Raw genomic sequence first — 23293 nt, forward strand, 5'->3', positions numbered from 1 at the left:
AGCCATTAGGGGTTGCGTCGGCGGCGCGGAGCGGGGAAACGGGCAGGTGCCATTCGACACGCTGCTGTTGCCGGGCCAACGCCGGGCGCATCGGCAAGGGGGAAATTTTTGCATCTGGTCCTGATTGCCGTCCTGCCCTTTCTCGGCGCACTCCTGCTGTCGGCGATGGGAAACATCCGCCGCGATGCGCAGGCCGTGCTGGCGCTGGTTCCGGTGCTGGCGGGACTGTGGGTCCTGGGCGGCATGGTCCCGGCGGTGCTGGGCGGAGCGGTGCTCCAGTTCCACGCCGACTGGGTGCCCGCGCTTGGCCTTGGGCTGACCTTGCGGCTCGATGCCCTGGCCCTGCTGTTCTGCGCGCTGATCCTCTTCATCGGCCTGCTGATCGTCATTTATGCGCGCTTCTACCTCCCCGCGCACGAGGCGCTGGGGCGTTTCCTCGCGCTTCTGCTGCTGTTCCAGGGCGCGATGGTGGGCATTTCGCTGTCGGGCAACATCCTCCTCCTCCTGGTGTTCTGGGAGCTGACCAGCCTGTCTTCGTTCCTGCTCATCGGTTTTCGCAGCGAGACCGCCGAGGGGCGCCAGGGCGCGCGCATGGCGCTTACCGTCACCGGCGGCGGCGGGCTGGCGCTGATCGCGGGGCTGGTGCTGCTCGGCCATATCGCCGGGACTTACGAGCTTTCCGCGCTGCTCACCCAGCGCACGCAAGTCCAGGCCTCGCCGCTCTACCCGCTTGCCCTGGTGCTGATCCTGCTGGGCTGCTTCACCAAGTCGGCGCAGTTCCCGTTCCACTTCTGGCTGCCGCACGCAATGGCCGCGCCCACCCCGGTCAGCGCCTACCTCCATTCGGCAACAATGGTGAAGGCGGGCGTGTTCCTGATGATGCGGTTGTGGCCGGTGCTGGCCGGAAGCGAGCTGTGGTTCGCGCTCGTCGCCTCGACCGGGCTGGTCACGATGCTGCTCGCCGCCGTGGTCGGCTTCTTCAAGCAGGACCTCAAGGGCATCCTCGCCTATTCGACCGTCAGCCATCTGGGGCTGATGACGATGCTGCTGGGCCTGGGCACGCCCGCCGCCGCGATGGCCGCGCTGTTCCACCTGCTCAACCACGCGCTGTTCAAGGCCGCGCTGTTCATGAACGCAGGGATCGTCGATCATGAGGCGGGCACGCGCGACATCCGCAAGCTGGGCGGGCTGGCCACCCTCATGCCGATTTCGGCGACGCTGGGCATTATCGCCGCGGCCTCGATGGCGGGCCTGCCGCCCTTCGGCGGGTTCCTGTCGAAGGAAATGATGCTCGAACAGGCCGCCGACACCCGCTGGCTCGGCCAGTCCTGGCTCCTGCCCATGCTCGCGGTGCTCGCCGCGGCCTTCTCGGTCGCCTATTCCCTGCGCTACATCGTCCACCTCTACCTCGGCCCGGTGCGCGACAGCTATCCCGCCAGACCGCACGATCCGCCGTTTGGCCTGTGGGCGCCTTCGGCGCTGCTGGTGGCGCTGACCGTGCTCGTTGGCCTGTTCCCCAACACGCTCACCCACGCCTTCATGGTCCCCGCGATCGCCGCGCTGACCGGAACGCAAGGCACCGCCTTCCACCCCGCGCTGTGGCACGGATGGACCCCGGCGCTGGCGATGAGCGCGGTGGCGGTGGCAAGCGGCGCTTTCCTGCTGTGGCGTCACAAGGGCCTCCAGCGCGGCTGGGAGGGCGCGATGCTGCCCGACGCCAAGGCGCTGTTCGACACCGCGATCGAGCGGCTCGTCAGCCTTGCCCGGCTTATTTCCGATGCCATCCACAACGGCTCGCTCCAGCGCCAGCTCGCGGTGCTGTTCGTCGCGGCGGTCGCGCTCGGCGCGCTGGGCATGGCCGAGGGCGGCTACCGCCCCGGCACCCACCCCACGCTGCCCGCCTCGCCGGTCGCGGTGGTTGCCTGGCTGCTGCTGTTGAGCAGCATCGTCGCCGTGCTCGTCGCGCAGCAGCAGCGCTTCCTGACGCTCGTCTTCATTTCGGTGATCGGGCTCGTCGTCAGTCTGGCCTTCGTCTACCTCTCCGCGCCCGATCTCGCGCTCACGCAGATCTGCGTCGAGACGGTGACGATCCTGCTCATGCTGCTCGCGCTCAACCTCCTGCCCAAGAAACCGCGCCGCATTTCGAGCATGGCCCGGCGCGTGCGCGATGCGCTGATCGGCCTGGCCGGGGGCGGCGCGGTGGGCTTTGCCGCCTACGCGGTGATGACCCGCGAGCCGAACGATCCGATCTCCGCCTTCCACTGGGCCAAAAGCCTGTCCGAAGGTGGCGGGCACAACGTCGTCAACGTCACGCTGGTCGACTTTCGCGGTTTCGATACCTTTGGCGAGATCACCGTGCTGGGGATCGCGGCGCTGACCATCTTCGCGCTGCTCCAGCCCGCCGCGCGCGGAGCCGCCGGGCAGCGGCTGCGCGTCTGGGTGGCCGACCTGCCCCGCTCGCCCGAGCGTCACCCGATGATGTTCGCGGTGGCCGCGCGGGTGCTGCTGCCGCTGGCCTCGATCATCGCCATCTACATCTTCCTGCGCGGCCACAACGCACCGGGCGGCGGGTTCATCGCCGGGCTCGTCGCCTCGATCGCGATGCTGGTGCAGTACATGGCCTCCGGCTTCGAATGGACCGACGCGCGCCGCCGGATCGACGAACACCGGCTGATCGGCCTTGGCGTGACGATCGCCGCACTGACCGGGCTGGGCTCGCTGGTGTTCGGCTATCCGCTGTTCACCAGCGCCTTCGGGCATTTCCACATCCCGCTGCTCGGCGATCTGGAGCTGGCGACGGCCACCCTGTTCGACATCGGCGTTGGTATGACGGTGATCGGCGCGGTGATGCTCGCGCTCGCCGAACTGAGCCACATTGCGGTGCGCGCCAACAAGGACAACGCCGCCGGGCGCGAGGATGGCCCGATGGACATCGACCCCGCGCGGCTATGGGCCGAGCAGCAGCGCGAGGCGGCCCTCCCCACGCCCCCTGCACGCCCGGAGGGTGAGGCATGAGCATGGAATTCCTCATCGCCAGCGCGATCGGCGCGCTGACCTGGGCGGGCATCTACCTTTCGCTGCGCGGGCGCACCTTCCCGGTGGTGCTGGGCATTTCCATGCTGTCCTACGCGATCAACCTGTTCCTTTTCGCGATCGGCCGGCTCAAGGTCGGCGCCCCGCCGCTCTACGAAGAAGGCCTGAGCAACTACACCGACCCGCTGCCCCAGGCGCTGGTGCTGACCGCGATCGTCATTTCCTTCGGCATGTCCGCGCTGACCGTGGTGCTGGCGCTGCGCACGTTCCTGGAAACCGGCACCGATCAGGTCGACGGTGAACCCGATCCCGCAATCGACCCGCTCGAAGGCGACCGCGCGGAATGGATCGAGCGGCGCAACGCGCACCGCATCGACATGATCGGGGAGGAGCGGCTGTGAGCGTCCCCATGCTCTCCCCCAGTTTCGCCGCGAACCTCGCTGCCGCGCTGATCGCTGTGCCGATCATGCTGCCCTCGCTCGCCGGGACCAGTGCGCTCCTGTTCCGCAAGCGCCACCGCGCGGTGGCGGCCGGGATCTCGATCGGCTCGTGCCTGCTCCAGATCGCGGTTGCCGTCGCGCTGCTGGTGCGCGCGCGGCACACCGGGGCCACGCCCTACGCGATGGGCAACTGGCCCGCGCCGTTCGGTATCGTGCTCGTGCTCGATCGGCTGAGCGCGTGGATGCTCCTGCTCACCGCCATCGTCGGCTTTGCCGTGGCCACGCACGCCGCGCTCACCCGGCTCGACCGCAAGGGGTGGAATTTTCACCCGATCTTCCAGTTCCAGCTGCTCGGCCTCAACGGCGCCTTCCTGACCGGCGACCTGTTCAACCTGTTCGTCTTCTTCGAGGTGCTGCTGATCGCCTCCTACGGCCTGATCCTGCACGGACAGGGCGCGCGGCGGCTGACCTCGGGCGTGCAGTACATCGTCGTCAACCTCACCGGATCGACGCTGTTCCTGATCGCGCTGGGCCTGCTCTACGGGGTCACCGGCACGCTCAACATGGCGGACATGGCCGCGCGCGGGGCCGCCCTGCCGCACGGCGATCGCGGGCTGTTCGAAGCGGCCGGATACCTGCTCATCGCGGTCTTCGCGCTGAAGGCCGCGCTGCTGCCGCTGCACCTGTGGCTGCCGCGCGCCTACGCCAGCGCGGCGCCCCCGGTTGCCGCGCTGTTCGCGATCATGACCAAGGTCGGGGCCTATTCGATCATCCGCACCGCACCGCTGATCTTCGGTGATCATGCGCAGGAATTCCTGCTCCCCGCGAGCCTGGCCACGATCGCGCTGGGCTTTACCGGGATGCTGGCCGCACGCGGCCTGCGCGACATGACGGCGTTCGGCCTGATCGGGTCGACCGGGACGCTGCTCGCGGCCATCGCGCTGTTCCGGCCCGAAGCGCTGGCCGCCGCGCTCTACTACCTGCCGCACACCACCATCGCGGCGGCGCTGCTGTTCCTGACCGTCGATCTGGTGGTGCGCTGGCGGGGCGTCGAAGGCGATGCCATCGTCCCCACCCCCGCCTTCAGCGGCCTCGCGCTGGTCGCCTTCCTGTTCCTCGCCGGCGGCGTCGCGCTGGCCGGACTGCCTCCGCTTTCGGGTTTCATCGGCAAGCTGCTCATTCTCGATGCGGCGATCGGCGCGCCGCTCGGCGGGTGGATCTGGGGCGTGATCCTCATCACCAGCCTCATCGCGGTGATCGCGCTCGCACGCGCGGGAAGCACGGTGTTCTGGAAGCGCGATCCCTCCCCGCCGATCCCGGCCGACCGCGCCCCACCCCGCCTCCTCGAGGCATTGCCCGCGCTGTTCCTGCTGGCGACACTGGTCGCCCTGACCGCGTTTGCCGGGCCCGCCACGCGCTATGCGCAAAGCGCCGCCGCGCAAGTCTTCGACCAGAGCGCCTACCGCCAGGCGGTGCTCTCCAACACCACCCTCATCCCCCCTGCCAGCCGGACCGGAGAAGCGCCGTGATCCACCGTCTGCTGCCCCACCCCGGCCTTTCCGCACTCCTGCTGGCGCTATGGCTGATCGTGTTCAATTCGCTCAATCCGGGCGTCGCGCTGATCGGCGCGGGCTTTGCGGTGGCGGTGCCGCTGTTCAGCGCGCCGTTCTGGCCCGAACGCGCGCAGCTGCGTTTCGGCTGGCCACTCGTCGCTTATGTGCTGCTCGTGCTCTACGACATCGTCGTCGCCAATTTCCATGTCGCGAAGCTGATCGTGTTCAAGGCCAACAAGGATTTTCGCCCGGCCTGGCTGTCGGTGCCGCTCGACCTGCACTCGGCCGAGGCGATCACCGTGCTGGCCGGCACGATCAGCCTGACGCCGGGCACGGTCTCGGTCGACGTCTCGACCGACGGGCGCCACCTGCTCGTCCACGCGCTGCACACCGACGATCCCGAGGGCGAAATCGCCCTCATCAAGCAGCGCTACGAACGCCGTCTCAAGGAGATTTTCGCGTGATCGCCATCGCTCTCAAGATCGCGCTGGGCTGCGTGTCGCTGGCCATGCTGCTCAACCTGTGGAGCCTGCTCAAGGGCCCGACCGCGCCCGACCGCATCCTCGCGCTCGACACCATGGCGATCAACGCGATCGCCTTCATCATGCTGTTCGGCATCCAGGGCGAGACGAGCGTGTTCTTCGAGGCCGCGCTGCTCATGGCGATGGTCGGCTTCGTGGGAACGGTGGCCTACACCAAGTTCCTGCTGCGCGGCGACATCGTGGAATGAGGAACGCGCGCCGATGACCCCGATCCTCTCCACCGCGCTCGACGCGCTCGTCGCCTTCCTGATCGTGCTGGGCGGCCTGTTCGCGCTGATCGGCAGCTGGGGCCTGGCCAAGCTGCCCGCGCTGATGACCCGCCTGCACGGGCCGACCAAGGCGACCACGCTGGGCGTGGGCGCGATCCTGGTCGCCTCGATGGTCTGGTTCCCGCTGCACGGGGGCAGCTTCTCAAGCCACGAACTGCTCATCACGCTGTTCCTGTTCCTGAGCGCGCCGATCTCCGCGAACATGATCGCCAAGGCCTACATCCACCGCCGCTTCCGGCGCTGCAGCGCGCCCGAAGACGTCGAAAGCGACCTGCCCGCCCCGCCGGGACGCGGCACCGACTGGGCGACCTTCGGCCAGCACGCCGATGCGCCCGCCGATCCTTCGGTTTCCCAGAACCTTCAAGGCCCCCGCCAGGACGCCTGAAGCGCACTGCGCAACGGGACCGGTGCGACGCGCCCCCATGGGACCACAGGCCCCGCGCGCCAGCACCGATCCACGCCGCCCGGCTCAACAGGCGCGCGTCCGATGACCGTTCGACACGGATCAGGTCTTGATCGCCAGAAGACCCTTGTTGAGCAGGTAGGCGATCATGTGCGTGCGGTTTCGGGTTCGCGTCTTGAGCCGCACGTTCTCGACATGGCGCACCACGGTGCACGCGGAAATTTCTAGTTCAAGCGCGATTTCCTTGGCCGACATGCCAAGGGCTATGAGTTCGAGCACATCGATCTCACGCGCGGTGAGGTGCTCGCAGTCGCTGACGGTGTCTTGCATTGTTTCCGCCCCCTTCTTTGTTACTCCCGACTCGTTAGCCTTACATTTCTGCAATCGACTGTACGCTTTTTTCCTTAACTGCAAAACGCGCAATTGTGACAGTGTGAACATAGGCCCTGCGGGGCCTTTCGGGACAGCGCCGGATTGGTGGGTTGAGGGCCGTTTCAACTGCCTCCACAATTTCATCTTGTTACTTTTTTGCCATTATTTTCACCCGTTTGACAATCACGGGCGGGCAGAGCAAGCCTAAGGGACTGGCTGCGGGAGAGTGTGCAGCCTCCTCGGCAAGGTGCCTTTGGCACCCTTGCTGCGGCGCAACACTCTTGCGCAAATAGTTGCACAATATGCACCATTTGGGGGAATCGGCGGCGCAACAGGCCACCGGATTTAACCAAGGCAACCGGCCGACGCGTCCCACGCTCGCACCCTTCGGGTTGCGACGGCGCCCCCGGCTGCGAGCCGAACGGTGCACGCCACCGCGCGAGCCGGACCCTGGCACGTCCGACCCGACGATCCGTGTCCATTCCAGCGCCCTGACAGGGCCAAATTGGGGGTTTTTGCCATGAAGAAGACGTGTGTATCCCGCCTTTGCGCGGTCCCGCTGCTTGCCCTTGGCCTCGCCGCAGGCCTTGGCGCCGGTCCCGTTCTCGCGCAGACCTCGCTCGAAAGCGGCAGCAACGCCGCGGCCAATTCCGGTTCGGTGTCCGGCGCCCAGTCGCAAAGCAATCCGACCAACGTCAACGCGCCGGTCAATTCGCAAGGCAACCTCACCTCGACCAGCGATTCAAGCGCGGGGGCGGTGTCCGGCTCCTCCTCGGGGGCCTCGTCCGATCAGGGCCAGTCGCAAGGCCAGGAAGCCAACAACGCGCAGATCCAGGCGCAGGGCCAGCTCGCCACCAACGAACAGGGCGTCACGCTGACCTTCAACCAGAGCCAGCGCAAGATCCAGCGCGTCTACACCAACGCCCCCGTGCCTCTGGCCGCCTCGAGCAGCTTCAGTTCGGACTATTGCGGCGGCACCGCAAGCGCCGGAGCCAGCGTCGCGCCCATCGGCATCAGCCTGGGCGGGGCCAAGCCCACGTTCGACAAGTCCTGCCAGTCGCTGCGCCGCGCCGAAAAGTTCGGCATGGCCGCAGCCAACGCGGCAAACATGGGCCAGCCCGAACTCGCCGGACGGCTGATGTCGATGATGATCTGGTCGATCTGCACTTCGGACAGCGACGGCCCCAAGGGCGACAGGTCGACCGCGATGGCCTGCGATGCCATCGGCCTGCTCGGCAGCACGGCGTCGACAGGTTCGGCGGGTTCGGCCCAGCCGGTGCCCGCCCCCGCACCCGAACCCGCAACGACCGGCACGAACGGCGAACCGACGCCCGCCGCCGCGGTGCGCCAGCCGCCCCAGGCGACAACGCCTCCCGAACTCGAATTGGTGGCCCGCCGCTAGAGCGACGCGCCCCCATCGTCCGCGCACCCCAGGCAAGGGGCGGGATGCACGGACACCCTGAAAGACAGGCCCCTCAAGACGTGGAGAAGGATCATGATGAAGAAGGCAATCATTCCGCTTATCGCCAGCGTTGTCCTCGCCAGCCCGGCCATGGCCGCCGACATCGGCCTGGTGTTCGGGGGCGGCAGCACCTCTTCGACCAGCAGCGCCGGATCGGTGAGCGCGGGCAGCAGCAGCTCGGCGATCTTCGGCGTCACCGGCCAGCAGTCCTCGGGCGCGGCGAATTCGAACGGCTCGGGCACGCTCATCATGAGCGGCAACGATATGAGCACGTCGTCCAACCACACGTCGCAGACCGCGCAGCAGGGCTCTTCGGCATCGTTCGGATTTGCCGGTTCGCAGAACGGCAATCTGGCCGGCGCCAGCGGCTCGTCGAGCGCGCAGGGCGGACTTCTGGGCGGCTGGCTCTTTGTCCAGCCCTGACCGCCATCGGGCCCGGCAGGCTCGACTTCGAGCCATCCGTTGCCCCCCGTCGATGGCTTGAACGGTGCAGCGGGCGGATCACGCCCGCTGCACTTGCCGCGTCATCCGGGGGGATGTCCGCGGCGTTCCCGACACGCCTCGTGGCCCGACCACAGCCCGGTCGGGCCACCGGCGTATCAAGGCATCAGGCCATCGCGATCTTGTCGTAGGCGAGGCAGAACTTCTGCATCTCTTCCATCGACCCCACGGTGATGCGCGACATCTGCGGGTAGGCGGTCCAGCCGCGGCCGATCTGCACCCCGTTGGCAAGGAACAGAGCCATCATTTCCTTGGGCGTCTTGCCCTTCCATTCGGCCATGAACATGTTGGCCTTGCTGCCGGGGATCACCTTGACGCCCCGCTTCTCGAGGTGCGCGATGGCGTAGTCGCGCGCGGCGATCATTTCGTCGGCGCGCTGCTTGATCTGCGCGGCGAGCGGAACCGAAGCCGCACCACAGGCCACCGCGGTCATCGGCAGCATGTTGGTGACCTGGCCACCATCGTAGCGCATCATCTTTTCATGCAGCGCGGGCGACGCGAAAGTCAGGCCCAGGCGCATGCCGGCCATGCCGAACAGCTTGGAGAACGTGCGCATCACGATCACGTCGTCGCGCTCGACCGCCAGCCTGACCGCGCGCGGCGTGTCCGACCAGTGGATATAGGCCTCGTCGATCAGCAGGATCGCGTCCTTGGGCTTGTTCTGGGCCAGCCACTCGAGATCCTCGACGGGCGTGATCGTGCCGGTCGGGTTGTTGGGCGAGCAGACGTAGAACAGGCCCGCGTTGGGATCGGCGGCGACCATCGCCTTGACGTCGTGGCGGTAGTCCGAGGTGAGCGGAACCTTGGTCACCTTGGCGCCGATCCAGGCCCCGGTGCGCCAGATCGATTCGTACGTCGGGTCCGCCGTCACGATGCCGCGCTTGGGCGAGGCGAAGGTCACCGGAACGCGTGCGAGCGGATCGCTCGAGCCGGGCCAGGCGAGAATGCGCTCAACCGGAACGCCCTCGACCTTGGACACGGCCTTGAACAGTTCGGCGTGCTGGTCCGAAGGCTCGTAGCGGTTGCCGTCCTTGACGATCAGCATCGCGGCTTCGGCGCCGGCGGGCAGCGGCCCGGTCCAGCATTCGTTCGAGCCGATGCGCACCGCGCCGACGGCGGCCTTGGCCGACTGCTGGGCAAAGGCCGGAGCGGCCGAGCCGAGCACCGCCATGCCGCCGCTCATCAGCGCGGCGATACGGCCCAGGCTGCGGCGCGAATAGCCGCGCTCCAGCAGGTCTGCGGTGAACGCGTCGGACGTAACCTCGTCGCTGGCGCTCGGCATGGTATCGAGAAGAGTGTCGGTCATTGGAAGAACTCCTGCACTGGTTCGCGGGCGATCAGGCCTTGAGAGCGCTGTGGTACATCAGCAGCGCGACGAAGATGAGATAGAAGCCGAACACGCGCTTGAGCATGCGCGGTTCGAGCGAGTGGGCGGCGGCCACCCCGAGCGGGGCGGTAAGGATGGCCATCGAGGAAATGGCCAGAGTGGCGGGCAGGTTGACGAAACCGACCGATCCCCACGGCAGCCCGTGTTCCTTAAGCCCGATGATGGCGAAGCCGATCGTGCTGGGCACCGCGATGAGCGTGCCCACACCCGAAGCCGTGCCGACCGCCTTGTGGATCGAGCGGCCGCACATGGTCATCACCATGATCGCGATGGTGCCACCACCGATGCCCAGAAGCGAGGAAAAAACGCCCAGGCCACCCGAGATGCCGATGCGCGCCACGCCGCCGGGCATGTGATCGGACAGCACCATCTTGGACAGGCGCGGAAGGAGGAAGATCATCGACATCGCCAGCACGCCGGTGGCGAAGATGACCTTGAGGATCGTGCCGTCGACGAGGCTGGCGCAATAGACGCCGATGCCGTCACCGATCACAATCCACGGCGCCCAGCTCTTGAGCACCTCGAAATCGACCGATCCGCGCTTGTGATGGCTCATTACCGAGCGGATCGAGGTGACGATGATGGTCGCGGCCGAAGTCGCGATCGCGACGTGGGCGTACTGCGATTTGTCTCCGCCGAGGAGCGGCATCATGATCAGCAGGGCGGGCACGACGACGAAGCCGCCACCGATGCCGAACACGCCGCCTGCAAATCCGGCGGCCAGACCCGCCGCCAGCAATCCCACAACGGGGATCAGCCAATCCATCGACTCAAACATAAATTCTCCGGTTCTTGGTCCGTTGACCTTGGCGACCCTGCGACAAGAGGACGCCGCCCGTTGGATGGGTGGGCGGCGTCCAGGTGCCGTCAGGTCAGAAGGTCACGTTAACACGTGCGTAGTAGTAGCCGCCGTTGAACCCGTAAGGCGAAATCGAAGGATACTTCGACGTCGCGTAGGAGGTGGACTTGTTCGCCAGGTAGGCGTCCATCACGTCCTTGCGGGTCTTGGTCGGGTAGTGGTTGAGAAGGTTGTTCGCACCGATCGAGATCTTGAGCCCTTCAGCGGGCTTGTAGCCGAGCTCGAGGTCGGTGATGAACGAAGCGTTGACCGGGATCTCGACGTCACCCGAGCAGGTGCAGTTCGAGGGGGCCGAAATCAGGCTTGAAACCTTCGAGTAGAAGTTCTCGCGCAGGTTCACGCTGAACACGCTGTTCTCCCAGTAGGCGCCGAGCGCGGCACGCAGCTTGGGCGTGCTGTTCTCGAGCTGCCAGACCGAGTACTTGTTGACCAGCGAGGTCAGCGAGGCGTCGACGGTGCTGGTGTAGAGCGCCGAAGGCAGGTCGGCGATCTTGTCGACCTTGTTCTCGTTGTAGTTGGCCGACAGCGACCAGTTGATGGGACCAAAGCCGGTATCCATCAGGTACTTGGCCGAGAAGTCGATGCCGCGGGTGGTCATGTCGGCGCCGTTCACGAAGGTCTGGATCGAGACCGTACCGTTCATGTTGCGACCGCCGGTGGCCGAGTCGGTAAGCACGTAGGAGGGGATTTCGCCGCCCAGTGCCGAGGCCACCGCGTTGTAGACCGCCTCCTGGTTGTAGATGTTGTAGTTGTCTTCGCTGTAGGTCTTGCAGCTCGATGCATTCGTACCCGAATAACCCTCGGGGCAGTACGAACCCGAGAAGCCGTAGAACGAGCTCGAGATCATGATGCGGTCGCGAATCTTGATCCAGTAGGCATCGATGGTGAAGCTGAGATCGTTGGTGGGCGTGTAGACCAGGCCGAAGCTGAAGTTGGTCGACTTTTCAGGCTTGAGACCACCGAAGCCGAGCGAGGCTGCCGCCGCCGAGTTCGCCGGAAGCACGCCCGAGACCGCGTTCGGGCCCACGTTGATGCCCGAATAGTAGGACTCGGCCAGCGTCGGGGCGCGGAAGCCCGTTGACGCCGTGCCACGCACCGCGAAGGTCGAGGTCAGGTCGTAGCGCGAGGTCAGCTTGAACACCGTGGTGTCGCCAAAGTCGCTGTACCGCTCGTGGCGAACCGCCGCGTCGACCAGCCAGTCGGGCGTCGGCTTGAACGAGATATCCAGGTACTGCGAGAAGTTGTTGCGGTGGTAGGTGCCCGCATCGTTCTCGCTGTAACCGAAGAACGACTGCGCGCCGCTGCCGTAGTACGAGGCCGCATCGCCGGCGTTGATGCCGTACATCTCGCGACGGAACTCGAGACCGCCAGCCACGTTCATCGGCTCGGACAGGCCGATGTCGACCGGGTAGGAGAGGTCGAGGGTGTTGGTCCACTGCGAGGACTTGAAGTCGCCGTCGTGGAACTCGGTCGGGGTGTAGCCGGTGTCGGCCAGCAGCGAGCCGTTGCCCGAATTCTCGACGTAGACGCCCACGAAGTCATGGCCGTAGGTCGAGGCGATGTCGAAGGTACCCGCACCGAGCGGCCCCTTCAGGCCCAGGGTGGCGGCGTAGTCGGTCTCATGCACCGCTTCGAGCGGCGAGAAGCCCGACGAATAGAGCGGGTCGCCCGATTCGACGCCATCGGGAACCGCATCGGTGATGGTGTCGTAGACGACGCGGTCAGGGGTACGGTAGTTTTCGTAGGCGTGCGCGTACTTGTGACCGTACGAACCGTTGGCGTAGATCTGGAAATCGCCGAAGTTGTAACCCGCGTTCAACGTGCCCACGGTCTGGAACACCTCGGGGTCACCCTCGATGCGGTTGACGTAAGGGTAGTCCGACTGGTTAACGATGTCCGGGTAGTTGGCGAGGTTGGTGTCGGCGGTGGTGGTGCCGTAGACGCGCGGATCGTAGTTGCCGCGGAAGGAGAAGCCCTTGTGCTTCTTCTGCACGGTGATGTTCACGAACGAATTTTCGATCGGCGCGAAACCGACGTTGGCCGAGACACTGTAGGTGTCGCCGCCGCCATCCATGTACTTGCCCACGGTGCCGTTGATCGAGCCGCCGTGGTCCTGGTCCTTGAGGATGATGTTGATGACGCCCGCGATGGCGTCGGTGCCGTACTGTGCCGCAGCGCCGTCCTGCAGGACTTCGATGTGGTCGATCGCTTCGGGCGGAATGAAGCTCATGTCCGCCGAGGCGCCACCACCGTAAGGACCGCCCGAAACCGCGACGTTCGCGGTGCCGTGGCGGCGCTTGCCGTTGATCAGGATCAGCGTGTGGTTGGGCGAGAGACCGCGCAGCTTCATCTGCAGGTTCATCGCCTGCATGTCGGACCCGAAGGACTGCGCCTGGATCGAAGGAAGGTTCTGGGCCAGGCTCTGGACGAGATCGGGCTGGCCGGTGCGGGCGAGCTGTTCGCTGCCCATGATCTGGATCGGTGCCGGGCTTTCCGCCTCGGACATACCCTTGGTGCGGGTACCGGTAACGATGATTGCCGAGCTGGGCTCCTCACTGCCCGCCGGTTCGGCCGCCGCATCGACAGCGGCATCGGCGGTAATCGCGATGCTGGCCGCTGTCTGCGCCATGACCGGTTGTACGCTAAACCCCAAAGCACTGCCGCAAAGAGCGATCTTGAGTGCCAGTACTGAAGACGATTCCCTGTATTTCATATCGTTCAGCCCCCATCTTTTGGACAAGTGATCCGCTTGTTGCTCTCCCTTTCAGATTTTCTTTTTTTATTTTCTTGTATGCGAAAGCCGGTCAGCGCGCGATCGGCGCTCATGGCGCGCCGTTACAGGATCGCAGCGATACACGATCAGCGTTATCGGAACCGCAACTGCACTGGCTCCGAACTTGTCTTGCAGGGTTTTGCTAGGGTGCAGGACCTGTCACGAAGCTGTCACCTCGATATGCGGTTGAAAAAAAGAAATTGCTGGGGCACGACAGGTTAGTGACAGGTTCGATCGAAACACTCTCGAATCGACAACGATAATGTCGCGCCGGGTCAACGGGGGTCTCTGGGCCCGGCAAGCCAGTTCCAGGGAGAGGATGCCGCAACTCGTGCAGGGGAGTGAGTTGTTGCGTATCCTGATCGTCGAAGATGACTGCAGCCTGGCCCGTGGCATGGAAGCGTCCATGGCCGCCGCTGGCTTTGTGCTCGATTGCGTCTCGAGTGGCGAGGAAGCCATCGAGATCGCCTCGAGCGAACCGTACAACCTGATCATTCTCGATCTCGGCCTGCCCGACATGGACGGGCTCGACGTGCTCTCCACGCTGCGTCGCAAGGAGATCCAGATCCCGATCCTGATCCTGACCGCCCGGCAGGCGATCAACGACCGCATCGAGGGGCTCGATCGCGGTGCGGATGACTATCTTTCCAAGCCCTTCCACCCGCTCGAGCTGCAGTCGCGTGCCCGCGCGCTGATCCGCCGCGGGCTGGGCACGCCCGATCCGGTGCTGCGCGTGGGGCCGCTCAGCCTCGACCGTTCGACCCGCACGGTCGCGCTCGACCAGTCGGTGGTCGAGCTGCGCCGCCGCGAAATGGCGGTGCTCGAAACGCTCATGGGCCGCCCCGGCAAGGTCGTCACGCGCGAGTGCCTGAACGCGGAGGTGTTCAATTTCTCCGACGCCGTCGCGCCCAACGCGCTCGACGTCTACGTCGGCCGCCTGCGCCGCAAGCTCACCCCCAACGGCCCGACGATCCGCACGATCCGGGGCCTTGGCTACATGCTCGAGGGAAACTGATCCGCGCCGCGCATGCCCCCGACCTCCTGCCGGACGCGCGCCCGCACCGCGCGGTACCCGTGCGCGCCGCACGCGCGATGAAATCACGATGAAATCACGATGAGATCGCGATGAGATCGCTGCGCGCCCGCCTGACCGCCGCGGTGATGATGCCCCTGCTCGCGCTCGCGATCACCTTCGGTACGATCACCTGCTGGATGATCCACCGCACGATCTCGAACACCGCCGACCTCATCCTGGTCGGCTCGGCCACGACCATCAGCCGCGCCTTCGCCGCCGACGACACGGTTCGCGCCAGCCTCGTGCCGCTGGCCATCAACCTGCTGCGCAGCCGCAGCACGCCGCACCCGATCTACAGCGTCTTCGACGGCAAGACCCTGCTGTCGGGCCGCGCCGCGCTCGCCCCTCCGGCCGATTACCTGGCCGATCCGTCCAGCCGCCGACCGCGCCACGAACCCGCCAGTTTCCCGCGCAGCTACCGCGATCCGGTGCTCGTCAACGGCTACGTCAACCCCGCCGACAGCATCGGCGTGATCCAGCCGGTCTACTTGCGCGAAGCCACGCTCGACGGCCGCCCGGTGCGCATCGCAACCGAAATTCGCCTGCTGCGCCGGCTCGATCGGCCGGTCGTCGTCCAGGCCGCCGACTTCCTCGACGATCGCTGGGCTTACGAACAGACCTACTTCCTGCGCGTAGCGGGCGCGGGGGTGCTGATCGGGATGATCGGCGTGCTGCTGTTCTATGGCGCGATCACCTGGGGGCTCGGCCCGTTCGCCTCGCTCACCGCGCAGATCCACGACGCGCGGCGCCATCCGCGCCCCAATGTGCGCGTTGCGCTCGCGCCCGCCGATCCGCTCGAGGCGCGCCTGCTCGCCAACGCCTTCAACGACCTCATGGCGCGCACCGAACGCGCCACCGAATCGCTGCGCCAGTTCACGTCCAACGCCTCCCACCAGCTGCGCACGCCGCTGGCCATCGTGCGCGTCCACGCCGACGTGCTGTCGCGCTACGATCCGTCCTCGCCGCAAGGGGCCACCGCGCTGGCCGACATCGTCACCGCGGTCGATTCGCTCGAACGCCTGCTCGCCCAGCTCATCGCGCTCGCCCGGATGGACGAACAGGCCGGCCCCGACCAGACCCTGCGCACCTTCGACCTCGTCGAGACCGCCGCCGACACCGTGGCGACACGCGTCACCCATCCCGACGCCGCGCGCATGGACATCGGTTTCGAGCCGCAATCCTCGGCCATCTGCGCGAGCGGCGATGCCCTGCTCGCCAACGAGGTGATCGCCAACCTGCTCGACAACGCGATCCGCTACAACCGGCCCGACGGCACTGTCACCGTGCGCGTGCTGATGCGCGAGGACCACCCGGTGGTCGAGGTCGAGGACGATGGCCCCGGCATCGCCCTGGCCGATCGCGAGAGGGTGTGGGAACGCTTCTACCGCGCCCCCGGCCCCGACGCCCCGAGCGGCAGCGGGCTGGGCCTGCCGATCGTGCGCGCGCTGTGCGAAAGGATGGGCGCAGCGATCCGCCTGGAGGAAGGCGAGGCCGGTCGCGGGGTGCGCGCGGTGATCGATTTCCTGCCCGCAAACACGCTCCGCCGCCCGCCCGTGACCTCGCCTTATTTGCACGATTTCGACGATATGACAGCTTGCTGACAGGGTTCGTGCGGCAAGCATGAAACAGGTCGATGGACCGACCCGATCGCGGCACCCTATTTCCGGGTTTCCGCTCTGCCCACAACAGCCCACAGGATGACGATTGCCAAGATGAGGCGTCCTGAAACCTCAATCCCGCTGCCGCCAGCCGATGCGCCCGATTGGCCGCGTCCGCGCACGGGATGGCTGAGGCTGCGGCCTCAGTTCCTGTTGCTCGCCGGGTTCCTGCTCGGCGGCGGCGGGGGCATCGCGGTAAAGATCCTGGCCCCCGACAACACCCTTACCCCGCAAGTGCTGACCTGGTTCGTGCGCCCGGTCGAACAGATCTTCCTGGGCGCGCTGTTCCTGCTGATCGCGCCCTTGCTGGTCTCGGCGATCGTGAGCGGGGCATCGCGCCTGCGCGAAAGCGCCGGGATGCCCGACCTGCTGGCCACCACACTGGCCTACATGCTCGCGGTCTCGGCCTCGGCCGCGCTGATCGGGCTGGCGATGGCCAACCTGTTCCGTCCGGGCGACGGTATTCCGCCCGACGTGGGCCGCCAGCTGCTTTCGATGCACGTACCGCACATCGCCTACAACTTGCGCAGTCTGGCGCCCAACCTGCGGTCGGCGAACGGGGTGGTGTTCGCGGTCATCGTCGCCTCGTTCGTGATCGCCGCGCTCATTCCGGTGCTGCGCAAGGGCAAAGGCGCGCTGTTCGTGGCGACCTGCGACAAGGTTTTCGCGATCGGCATGAAGGTCCTGTCGATCGTCACCCTGTTCGCCCCGCTCGCGGTGGGGTGCTTCATGTTCGACATGATGGTGATGTTCGGCTGGCACCTGCTGCTGTACCTCAGCGCCTATATACTGGTGGTGCTGGCCGCGCTGGCGCTGCAGATCGTCATCACCTTCTTCATCGTGGTGTGGATGCGCGGCGATCTCAGCCCCACGGTGTTCCTCCACGCCGTGCAGGAGGCCGCGCTGATCGCCTTTTGCACCTCGTCCTCGAACGCCACCCTGCCCACCGCGCTCAAGGTGGCCGAGAACGACCTGCACCTGCCCGACCGTATCGCCCGTCCAATCCTGGGCATGGGCACCGTCGCCAACCAGAGCGGGACGACGATCTACATCACCGTCTCGTTCCTGTTCATCGGCCAGTTCTTCGGCATGGACACCGCGCTCGACCGGCAGGCGATGGTCTTTGCCATCGCCACGCTCGCCGGCATGGGCACGGTCGGTGTTCCCGCAGGCGGCCTGCCCGCGCTCGCCACCGTGCTCGCGCTGACCGGCGTGCCGCCCGAAGGCATCGGGCTGGTGGTAGGCGTCGACCGGCTGCTTGACATGTTCCGCACTCTGGTCAACGTCGTCGGCGACCTGGCGATCACGGTCGCCATCAGCCGCGAACCGTTGGCTCGTCAGCCACTACGCCAATGACTTTCCCGCAGCGCCGTGTCCGCGCTGGCTTTTTGCCTGACCGGACCCATGCGCCCGCCATCGCAGTGAGTACGCCATGAACGGCAAGATGACCCGCAACGTCCTGATCTCGATCATCCTGGCCATCGCGGTCGGGATCGCCGCCCGCGCCCTGCTGGGGGCCGATACCCCGCAAGCCGCCAAGGCCGCCGAGCTGTTGCACCTGCCGGCCGACATTTTCCTGCATCTCATCAAGATGATCGTCGCGCCGCTGGTGTTCTCGACGCTGGTCTACGGCATTGCCCACGCGGGCGACAGTTCGGGCCTGGGCCGGATCGGCCTGCGCGCGATGACCTGGTTCCTGACCGCCAGCCTGATCTCGCTCTCGATCGGCCTGGTCATGGTCAACCTGTTCAAGCCGGGCCTCGGGCTCAACCTGCAGCTGCACAACACCGCGAGCGGGATCGATCCCAACGCGCTGAGCTTCAGCGGTTTCGTGCTCCACGTCTTCCCCATCTCGATGACCGACGCGATGGCGCGCAACGAGATCCTCCAGATCGTCGTCTTCTCGCTGTTCCTGGGCTTCGGGCTGTGCGCCATCGGCGAAAAGGGCAAGCCGATCGTGATCTTCGTCGAAGCGATGGTCGCGCTCATGCTCAAGGTGACCGGCTATGTCATGGCGATCGCGCCGCTCGCGGTCTTCGCCGCGCTGTCGAGCGCGATGATCGAACATGGCGTGGGCATCCTGGCGACGTTCGCCAAGCTGCTGGGCGAATACTTCCTCTCGCTCGGCCTGCTCTGGGTGATCCTGCTGCTGGCTGGCGCACGCTTCCTGGGCGGGCGCATCAAGGAATTGCTGCGCGCCATGCGCGAGCCGCTGCTGATCGCCTTCTCGACCGCCTCGTCCGAAGCCGCGCTGCCCAAGCTGATGGAGCAGCTTGACCGCTTCGGCGTGCCGCGCCGGGTCTACAGCTTCGTGCTGCCGCTCGGCTACAGCTTCAACCTCGACGGTTCGATGATGTCGGCGACCTTCACCACGCTGTTCATCTGCCAGGCCTACGGCATCACCGTGCCGCTCGGCACGCAGATCATCATGCTGCTCACGCTCATGGTCACCAGCAAGGGCATCGCGGGCGTGCCGCGCGCCAGCCTCGTCGTCGTCGCCGCCACGCTCAGCCAGTTCGGCCTGCCGGTCGAAGGCGTCGCCTTCGTGCTCGCGATCGACCAGTTCATGGACATGGGCCGCACCGCCACCAACATCCTGGGCAACGGCATCGCCACCGCGGCGATCGGCACGCTCGAGGATGCGCGCAGCGCCGCGCTCGAAGACGGCAAAGGTACGGACGAAGGACAGACCGAGCCCGCTACCGCGCTCGGTTAACGTCGGGCCCGCTGTCCGGGGCCGGCGGCGGATAGCGCCTCAGGGCTCCAGCGGCGCGATGGCGAGGATCTCGATCGCCTCGCTCCGGCCTGCGAAATCGACCCGCTCGCCGACTTCGGCCTCCATCATCGCGCGCACCAGGGGCGCCGAAAAGGCCAGGCGATCCGCCGCCGGTTCGGCCTCGTCGTCGCCCACCACGGCGATCGTGCGCACCTTCCCGTTCAGCCGGAAGGTGACCGCGCAGGCGAAGGCGACGCACGAACCATCGGGGGCATCGACCAGTTGCGCGCTGGCCAGGCGCGTGCGCCAGTAGCGCAACTCGCGCCGCGCCGCCTTGATCGCCTCCTCGTCATCCAGTGCCGCCAGCGCCGCCTCGAGCTGCCCCACCTTCTCGCGCGTGAGCCGCAGCCCGCGCGCGGTGACGAGGTTGGGGCCGGGCGGGATCGGCAGCTCGAACCGGGGTTCCAGATGCTCCTCGTCGCCATCGCGGCGGAAGGCTACACTCATCGTCGTGTCTCGTCCTGCAAAATTCGGCCCGCCAAAATCGGCCATTGCCCGGCAAACGGCAAGCCGCCTTGCGCACAAGCCTGTGGGACACCGCCGCCCCGCTCTGGACGCGGCCGGGCGCCCCCGCCTAACCGCGCGGCCATGAGTATCATTGCCACGATCATGAATTCGACCACCGGCCTTGCCATCCAGAAGATGAAGTTCGAACGGATGCCCAAGCCCTGGGTGACCTTCCACCTCGAAACCGGCGAGCAGGTCACCGCAGACCGCGTGAACGTCGGCAAGCCCGCGCCGGGCAAGTTCATCACGCCGGTGGAAGTCTGGGTTACGCCGAAGGGCTAAGCAAAGGACCCAAGGGGTTCCCCCCCTTGGGTATTTCTCATTCCACGACGACCGCCGCGCCCGCGAAATCATCCGCCACCACGGTCTCGATCTGGCGCGCGATGCCCCGTGTCAGCGCGGCGGGCACGGTCACCGCAAAGCCGCGCGCGACCAGCCCGTCGACCGCCCAGCGCACGCAGTAATCGGCCGCGACGCCGATCACCGTCACCTCGGTAACGCCCCGCAGCCTGAGCGCCTCGAAGAAGGCCTCGCGCGGGACCGGCGCCCCACCCTTGGCCCCACCCGGGCGCGCGTCCTCGATCATCAGGCCGCTCTCCTCCCACATGTCGAACACCCCCTTCTCGATCCGCCAGGCGGGAATGGCGGGATCGAGCAGCGCGACGTCGAGCTGGTTCGCCCAGCCCGCGCTGGCGTGGACGCAGTGGATGGGAAAGGCCTCAGCCTCGCTCGATCCGGCGTAGACATCGGGGTAATGGGTGTCGAAGGTAAACAGCACGCCGGCCGTAGCGGCGGGCTCGAGCCCGGCGAGCCAGTCGCGCATCGGCCCGGTGAGCGCCTCGGCACCCGCGACGTAGAGCGCGCCATCGGGGAGCATGAAGTCGCCCTGGGTATCCACCACGATCACGAAGCGCTGCATCGAAAACCTCTTCTCAATAGGACGGGCACGGACCCGCGGCCAGCGCCTCTCCTACACCGCGCGTACCGCAAAACGCGAGGGCGCGATGCAGCCAAGTCATGACACGCGCGGTTTCTTCGCGCGCATAATCGTCTAAAGCTTGCCGCATGACGGTCACCAACATCGCCCAGCGCGCCTACGATCACAACTTCCGGCTCGATCCGATTGTCCGCAGTCTGCTCGACACCGACTTCTACAAACTGCTCATGCTGCAGATGATCGAGCACACCCATCCCGACGTGCAGGCGACTTTCTCGCTCATCAACCGGTCGACCTCGGTGCGGCTTGCCGACATCATCGACGAGGATGAACTGCGCGCCCAGCTCGACTATGCGCGTTCGGTGCGTTTCACCAAGAAGGAGCTGATCTGGCTCGCGGGCAACAGCTTCTACGGCAAGACGCAAATGTTCAGCCCCGACTTCATCGGCTGGCTGGCGAACTTCCAGCTCCCGCCCTACCACCTGCACAAGGTCGATGGGCAGTACGAACTGACCTTCGAAGGCCCCTGGACCCACACCATGATGTGGGAAATTCCCGCGCTCGCGATCGTCAACGAACTGCGCGCGCGCGCAGCGATGCAGGGGCGCGGCAAGTTCGCGCTCGACATCCTCTACGCCCGCGCAAAGGCCAAGCTGTGGGACAAGGTGGAACGGCTGCGCCAGTTGCCCGACCTCGTCCTGTCCGACTTCGGCACGCGGCGGCGCCACGGCTTCCTGTGGCAGCGCTGGTGCGTCGAGGCGCTCAAGGAAGGGCTCGGCAATCGCTTCATCGGCACCTCGAACGTGCTGCTGGCGATGGACGCCGACCTCGAAGCGATCGGCACCAACGCACACGAGCTGCCGATGGTCGCCGCCGCGCTCGCCACCAGCGACGAGGAACTGGCGCACGCGCCCTACCGCGTGCTCGAGGAATGGCAGCAGCACTACAACGGCAACCTGCTGATCGCGCTGCCCGACGCCTTCGGGACCACCGCCTTCCTCAAGCGCGCACCGGCCTGGCTGGCGGGCTGGACCGGCTTTCGCCCCGACAGCGCGCCGCCCATTCCGGGTGGCGAGCAGATCATCCGCTGGTGGCAGGAACAGGGTGTCGACCCGCGCGAGAAGCTGCTGATCTTCTCCGACGGGATGGACATCGACACGATCGAGGAAACTTACCGCCACTTTCACGGCCGGGTGCGCATGAGTTTTGGCTGGGGCACCAACCTCACCAACGATTTTCGCGGCTGCGATCCCGACGGTGCGCCCGATCTCGAACCGATCTCGCTGGTGTGCAAGGTCACCAGCGCCAACGGGCGGCCCGCGGTCAAGCTCTCGGACAACCCGGCCAAGGCGACCGGGCGGCCCGAGGAGATCGCGCGTTACCTGCGCGTGTTCGGCGATCATGACCGGGTGGCCGCCGAACTGAGCGTGTAACCGCGCTCGCCCGAAGAAGAAGGCCGGGGCGGTCAGGCGGGGCACAGGCGCTCCCAGTTGGCGTGCGCGAAACCGGCCAGCGCCGCGCCCTCCAGCCCGCAGGTCTCGAGAAACCGACGCGCCTCGCGGCCTGCGCGGTACTGGTAGGGATAGTCGGTCGAGAACAGCAGCCGGTCGGTCCCCACCACCCGCGCCGCGCGGGCGAGGTATTCGGGCCAGAACATCCCGCTCGCGGTGACGTAAAGGTTTTCGCGCAGGTAATGCGCGACGGGGTGGTCGAGCCCGCTGAAGCGGTCGAGCACCGCCAGCCGCTCGGCATAGAACAGCACCAGCTCGCCCCAATGCCCCAGGATCACCTGAAGGCGCGGCAAACGGTCGAACAGCCCCGACAGCACCAGCCGCACGAACTGGAGCCCCGCCTCGTAGTGCCAGCCAAGCCCCGCCGTCGCCAGCACCGCGTCGAGCGTGGGGTTGAACCCGGCATAGCAGGCCTCGCGCACCGCGACGGGCGGTGTGCGCGGGTGGATCAGGACCGGCGCGCCGAGCGCCTCGGCCCGGTCCCAGATCGGTGCAAAGAACGGCGCGTCGAGCGAATGCGCCCCCACTCGCCCGCACAGCATCGTACCCTTGAAGCCCAGTTCGCGCACACAGCGCTCCAACTCGCGCGCGGCGGCCTCGGGCTGGCTCACGGGGAGCGTGGCGAAGGCCTGAAAGCGCGTGGGATGGCGCGCCACCGCCTCGGCCAGCGCGTCGTTGATGCGCTGCGCCAGCCCGACGCTCGTTGGCCCCAGATCGTGCAGCGCGGGGGTGGTGAGCGAAAGCACCTGCGTATCGAGCCCGGTCTCGTCCATCAGGGCCAGCCGGTCGTCCGCCAGATCGGCCAGACGCGCGCCGATCGCGCCCTGGTGGTAGGCAACGCTCGGATCGCGCGCCTCGAGCGCCACGGCGTGCCAGGCCTGCGCGACGTCGGGGGTCAGGAAATGCTCTTCGATGCCGATCAGTTTCATGGTGGGGCTTCCGTCTGCAAGAACGAATGGACGGCCCCCGAATGCCCGCGCGCCGGACAAGGCGCCAGACGCATGGCCTGCAACTATAGGTTGCGCCCAACGCCTTGTCAGCGCTGCGGGGCTGGCGTAGCCCTGCGGGCATGGCCCCGATCGATCTCAACCTGCTGCCCGCGCTCGACGCGCTGCTCACCGAAGGCAGCGTGACCGGCGCGGCACGGCGACTGGGGCTGAGCACGTCGACGATGAGCCGCACGCTCGCCCGCCTTCGCGCGGCGACCGGCGATCCGCTGCTGGTGCGCGCCGGGC

The 23293-nt window shown here is 66.8% G+C and carries 22 protein-coding genes; 15 read left to right on the top strand and 7 right to left on the bottom strand.

Translation table 11 applies throughout. The features are described 5' to 3' along the window. The first annotated feature begins 108 nt into the window (after window positions 1–108). The 6 genes from MTR62_RS08575 to MTR62_RS08600 are packed head-to-tail and all read left to right on the top strand — an operon-like array spanning window position 109 to window position 6222. Entirely contained in the window at window positions 109–3015 is a 2907-nt protein-coding gene (locus MTR62_RS08575; protein WP_244019014.1) for a monovalent cation/H+ antiporter subunit A, read from the top strand. Further along, entirely contained in the window at window positions 3012–3434 is a 423-nt protein-coding gene (locus tag MTR62_RS08580) for a Na+/H+ antiporter subunit C (protein ID WP_268739740.1), read from the top strand. The genes MTR62_RS08575 and MTR62_RS08580 overlap by 4 nt, the downstream gene beginning before the upstream one ends. Then, window positions 3431–5002 carry a monovalent cation/H+ antiporter subunit D gene (locus tag MTR62_RS08585; protein WP_244019016.1) on the top strand — a complete coding sequence of 524 codons (1572 nt, stop codon included), beginning with the start codon at window positions 3431–3433 and terminating at the stop codon, window positions 5000–5002. The genes MTR62_RS08580 and MTR62_RS08585 overlap by 4 nt, the downstream gene beginning before the upstream one ends. After that, window positions 4999–5490 carry a Na+/H+ antiporter subunit E gene (locus tag MTR62_RS08590; RefSeq protein ID WP_244019017.1) on the top strand — a complete coding sequence of 164 codons (492 nt, stop codon included), beginning with the start codon at window positions 4999–5001 and terminating at the stop codon, window positions 5488–5490. The genes MTR62_RS08585 and MTR62_RS08590 overlap by 4 nt, the downstream gene beginning before the upstream one ends. Beyond that, window positions 5487–5756, top strand: coding sequence for a K+/H+ antiporter subunit F (locus MTR62_RS08595; RefSeq protein ID WP_244019025.1), 270 nt, complete (start codon window positions 5487–5489; stop codon window positions 5754–5756). The genes MTR62_RS08590 and MTR62_RS08595 overlap by 4 nt, the downstream gene beginning before the upstream one ends. Before the next feature lie 13 nt (window positions 5757–5769). Then, window positions 5770–6222: a Na+/H+ antiporter subunit G gene (locus MTR62_RS08600; RefSeq protein ID WP_244019029.1), complete on the top strand. Its 453-nt coding sequence runs from the start codon at window positions 5770–5772 to the stop codon at window positions 6220–6222. Window positions 6223–6342: 120 nt separating this feature from the next. On the opposite strand, the gene MTR62_RS08605 is transcribed toward MTR62_RS08600, so the two are convergent. Continuing rightward, window positions 6343–6570: a response regulator transcription factor gene (locus MTR62_RS08605; RefSeq protein ID WP_244019031.1), complete on the bottom strand. Its 228-nt coding sequence runs from the start codon at window positions 6568–6570 to the stop codon at window positions 6343–6345. A 562-nt stretch (window positions 6571–7132) separates the two neighbouring features. Here MTR62_RS08605 and MTR62_RS08610 point away from each other — a divergent pair. Continuing rightward, complete coding sequence (locus MTR62_RS08610; RefSeq protein ID WP_244019033.1) at window positions 7133–8014, top strand: hypothetical protein; 882 nt, start codon at window positions 7133–7135, stop codon at window positions 8012–8014. Window positions 8015–8107: 93 nt separating this feature from the next. Beyond that, complete coding sequence (locus MTR62_RS08615) at window positions 8108–8497, top strand: hypothetical protein (protein ID WP_244019035.1); 390 nt, start codon at window positions 8108–8110, stop codon at window positions 8495–8497. Between the two features lie 184 nt (window positions 8498–8681). Here the strand turns inward: MTR62_RS08615 and MTR62_RS08620 are convergent, their stop codons facing one another. The 3 genes from MTR62_RS08620 to MTR62_RS08630 all read right to left on the bottom strand — a co-directional run bounded on the left by MTR62_RS08620 (window position 8682) and on the right by MTR62_RS08630 (window position 13450). After that, on the bottom strand, window positions 8682–9857 hold the full coding sequence (locus MTR62_RS08620; protein ID WP_244019095.1) for a pyridoxal phosphate-dependent aminotransferase: 1176 nt from the start codon (window positions 9855–9857) through the stop codon (window positions 8682–8684). Between the two features lie 55 nt (window positions 9858–9912). Then, window positions 9913–10740, bottom strand: a complete 828-nt coding sequence (locus MTR62_RS08625) for a sulfite exporter TauE/SafE family protein (RefSeq protein WP_244019037.1) — start codon at window positions 10738–10740, stop codon at window positions 9913–9915. Window positions 10741–10834: 94 nt separating this feature from the next. After that, window positions 10835–13450, bottom strand: a complete 2616-nt coding sequence (locus tag MTR62_RS08630; protein ID WP_244019039.1) for a TonB-dependent receptor plug domain-containing protein — start codon at window positions 13448–13450, stop codon at window positions 10835–10837. A 493-nt stretch (window positions 13451–13943) separates the two neighbouring features. On the opposite strand from MTR62_RS08630, the gene MTR62_RS08635 reads away from it, so the two are divergent. From MTR62_RS08635 to MTR62_RS08650, 4 genes are all read left to right on the top strand, one after another. After that, entirely contained in the window at window positions 13944–14609 is a 666-nt protein-coding gene (locus MTR62_RS08635) for a response regulator (RefSeq protein ID WP_244019049.1), read from the top strand. A 110-nt stretch (window positions 14610–14719) separates the two neighbouring features. Next, entirely contained in the window at window positions 14720–16270 is a 1551-nt protein-coding gene (locus MTR62_RS08640) for a sensor histidine kinase (RefSeq protein ID WP_244019051.1), read from the top strand. Window positions 16271–16381: 111 nt separating this feature from the next. Next, window positions 16382–17683: a dicarboxylate/amino acid:cation symporter gene (locus tag MTR62_RS08645; RefSeq protein ID WP_244019053.1), complete on the top strand. Its 1302-nt coding sequence runs from the start codon at window positions 16382–16384 to the stop codon at window positions 17681–17683. Between the two features lie 76 nt (window positions 17684–17759). After that, a complete protein-coding gene (locus MTR62_RS08650; RefSeq protein ID WP_244019055.1) occupies window positions 17760–19043 on the top strand; it encodes a dicarboxylate/amino acid:cation symporter in 1284 nt (427 codons plus the stop codon). A 39-nt stretch (window positions 19044–19082) separates the two neighbouring features. On the opposite strand, the gene MTR62_RS08655 is transcribed toward MTR62_RS08650, so the two are convergent. Further along, window positions 19083–19550, bottom strand: coding sequence for a GreA/GreB family elongation factor (locus tag MTR62_RS08655; protein WP_244019060.1), 468 nt, complete (start codon window positions 19548–19550; stop codon window positions 19083–19085). 141 nt (window positions 19551–19691) lie between these two features. Here MTR62_RS08655 and MTR62_RS08660 point away from each other — a divergent pair, with 141 nt between their 5' ends. After that, window positions 19692–19892, top strand: a complete 201-nt coding sequence (locus MTR62_RS08660; RefSeq protein ID WP_244019062.1) for a hypothetical protein — start codon at window positions 19692–19694, stop codon at window positions 19890–19892. A 37-nt stretch (window positions 19893–19929) separates the two neighbouring features. Here the strand turns inward: MTR62_RS08660 and MTR62_RS08665 are convergent, their stop codons facing one another. Next, window positions 19930–20529 (bottom strand): cysteine hydrolase family protein, encoded by a 600-nt coding sequence (locus tag MTR62_RS08665; protein WP_244019065.1) that lies wholly within the window; start codon window positions 20527–20529, stop codon window positions 19930–19932. Between the two features lie 146 nt (window positions 20530–20675). On the opposite strand from MTR62_RS08665, the gene pncB reads away from it, so the two are divergent. Beyond that, window positions 20676–21980, top strand: a complete 1305-nt coding sequence (pncB, locus tag MTR62_RS08670) for a nicotinate phosphoribosyltransferase (RefSeq protein WP_244019073.1) — start codon at window positions 20676–20678, stop codon at window positions 21978–21980. A 32-nt stretch (window positions 21981–22012) separates the two neighbouring features. On the opposite strand, the gene MTR62_RS08675 is transcribed toward pncB, so the two are convergent. After that, a complete protein-coding gene (locus tag MTR62_RS08675) occupies window positions 22013–22987 on the bottom strand; it encodes an amidohydrolase family protein (RefSeq protein ID WP_244019075.1) in 975 nt (324 codons plus the stop codon). Between the two features lie 140 nt (window positions 22988–23127). Here MTR62_RS08675 and MTR62_RS08680 point away from each other — a divergent pair. Next, the coding region (locus MTR62_RS08680) for a helix-turn-helix domain-containing protein (RefSeq protein WP_244019097.1) at window positions 23128–23293 on the top strand (166 nt) is incomplete at its 3' end.

The organism is Novosphingobium organovorum, from assembly GCF_022832435.1.
In the GTDB taxonomy this organism is placed as follows: Bacteria; Pseudomonadota; Alphaproteobacteria; order Sphingomonadales; family Sphingomonadaceae; genus Novosphingobium; species Novosphingobium organovorum.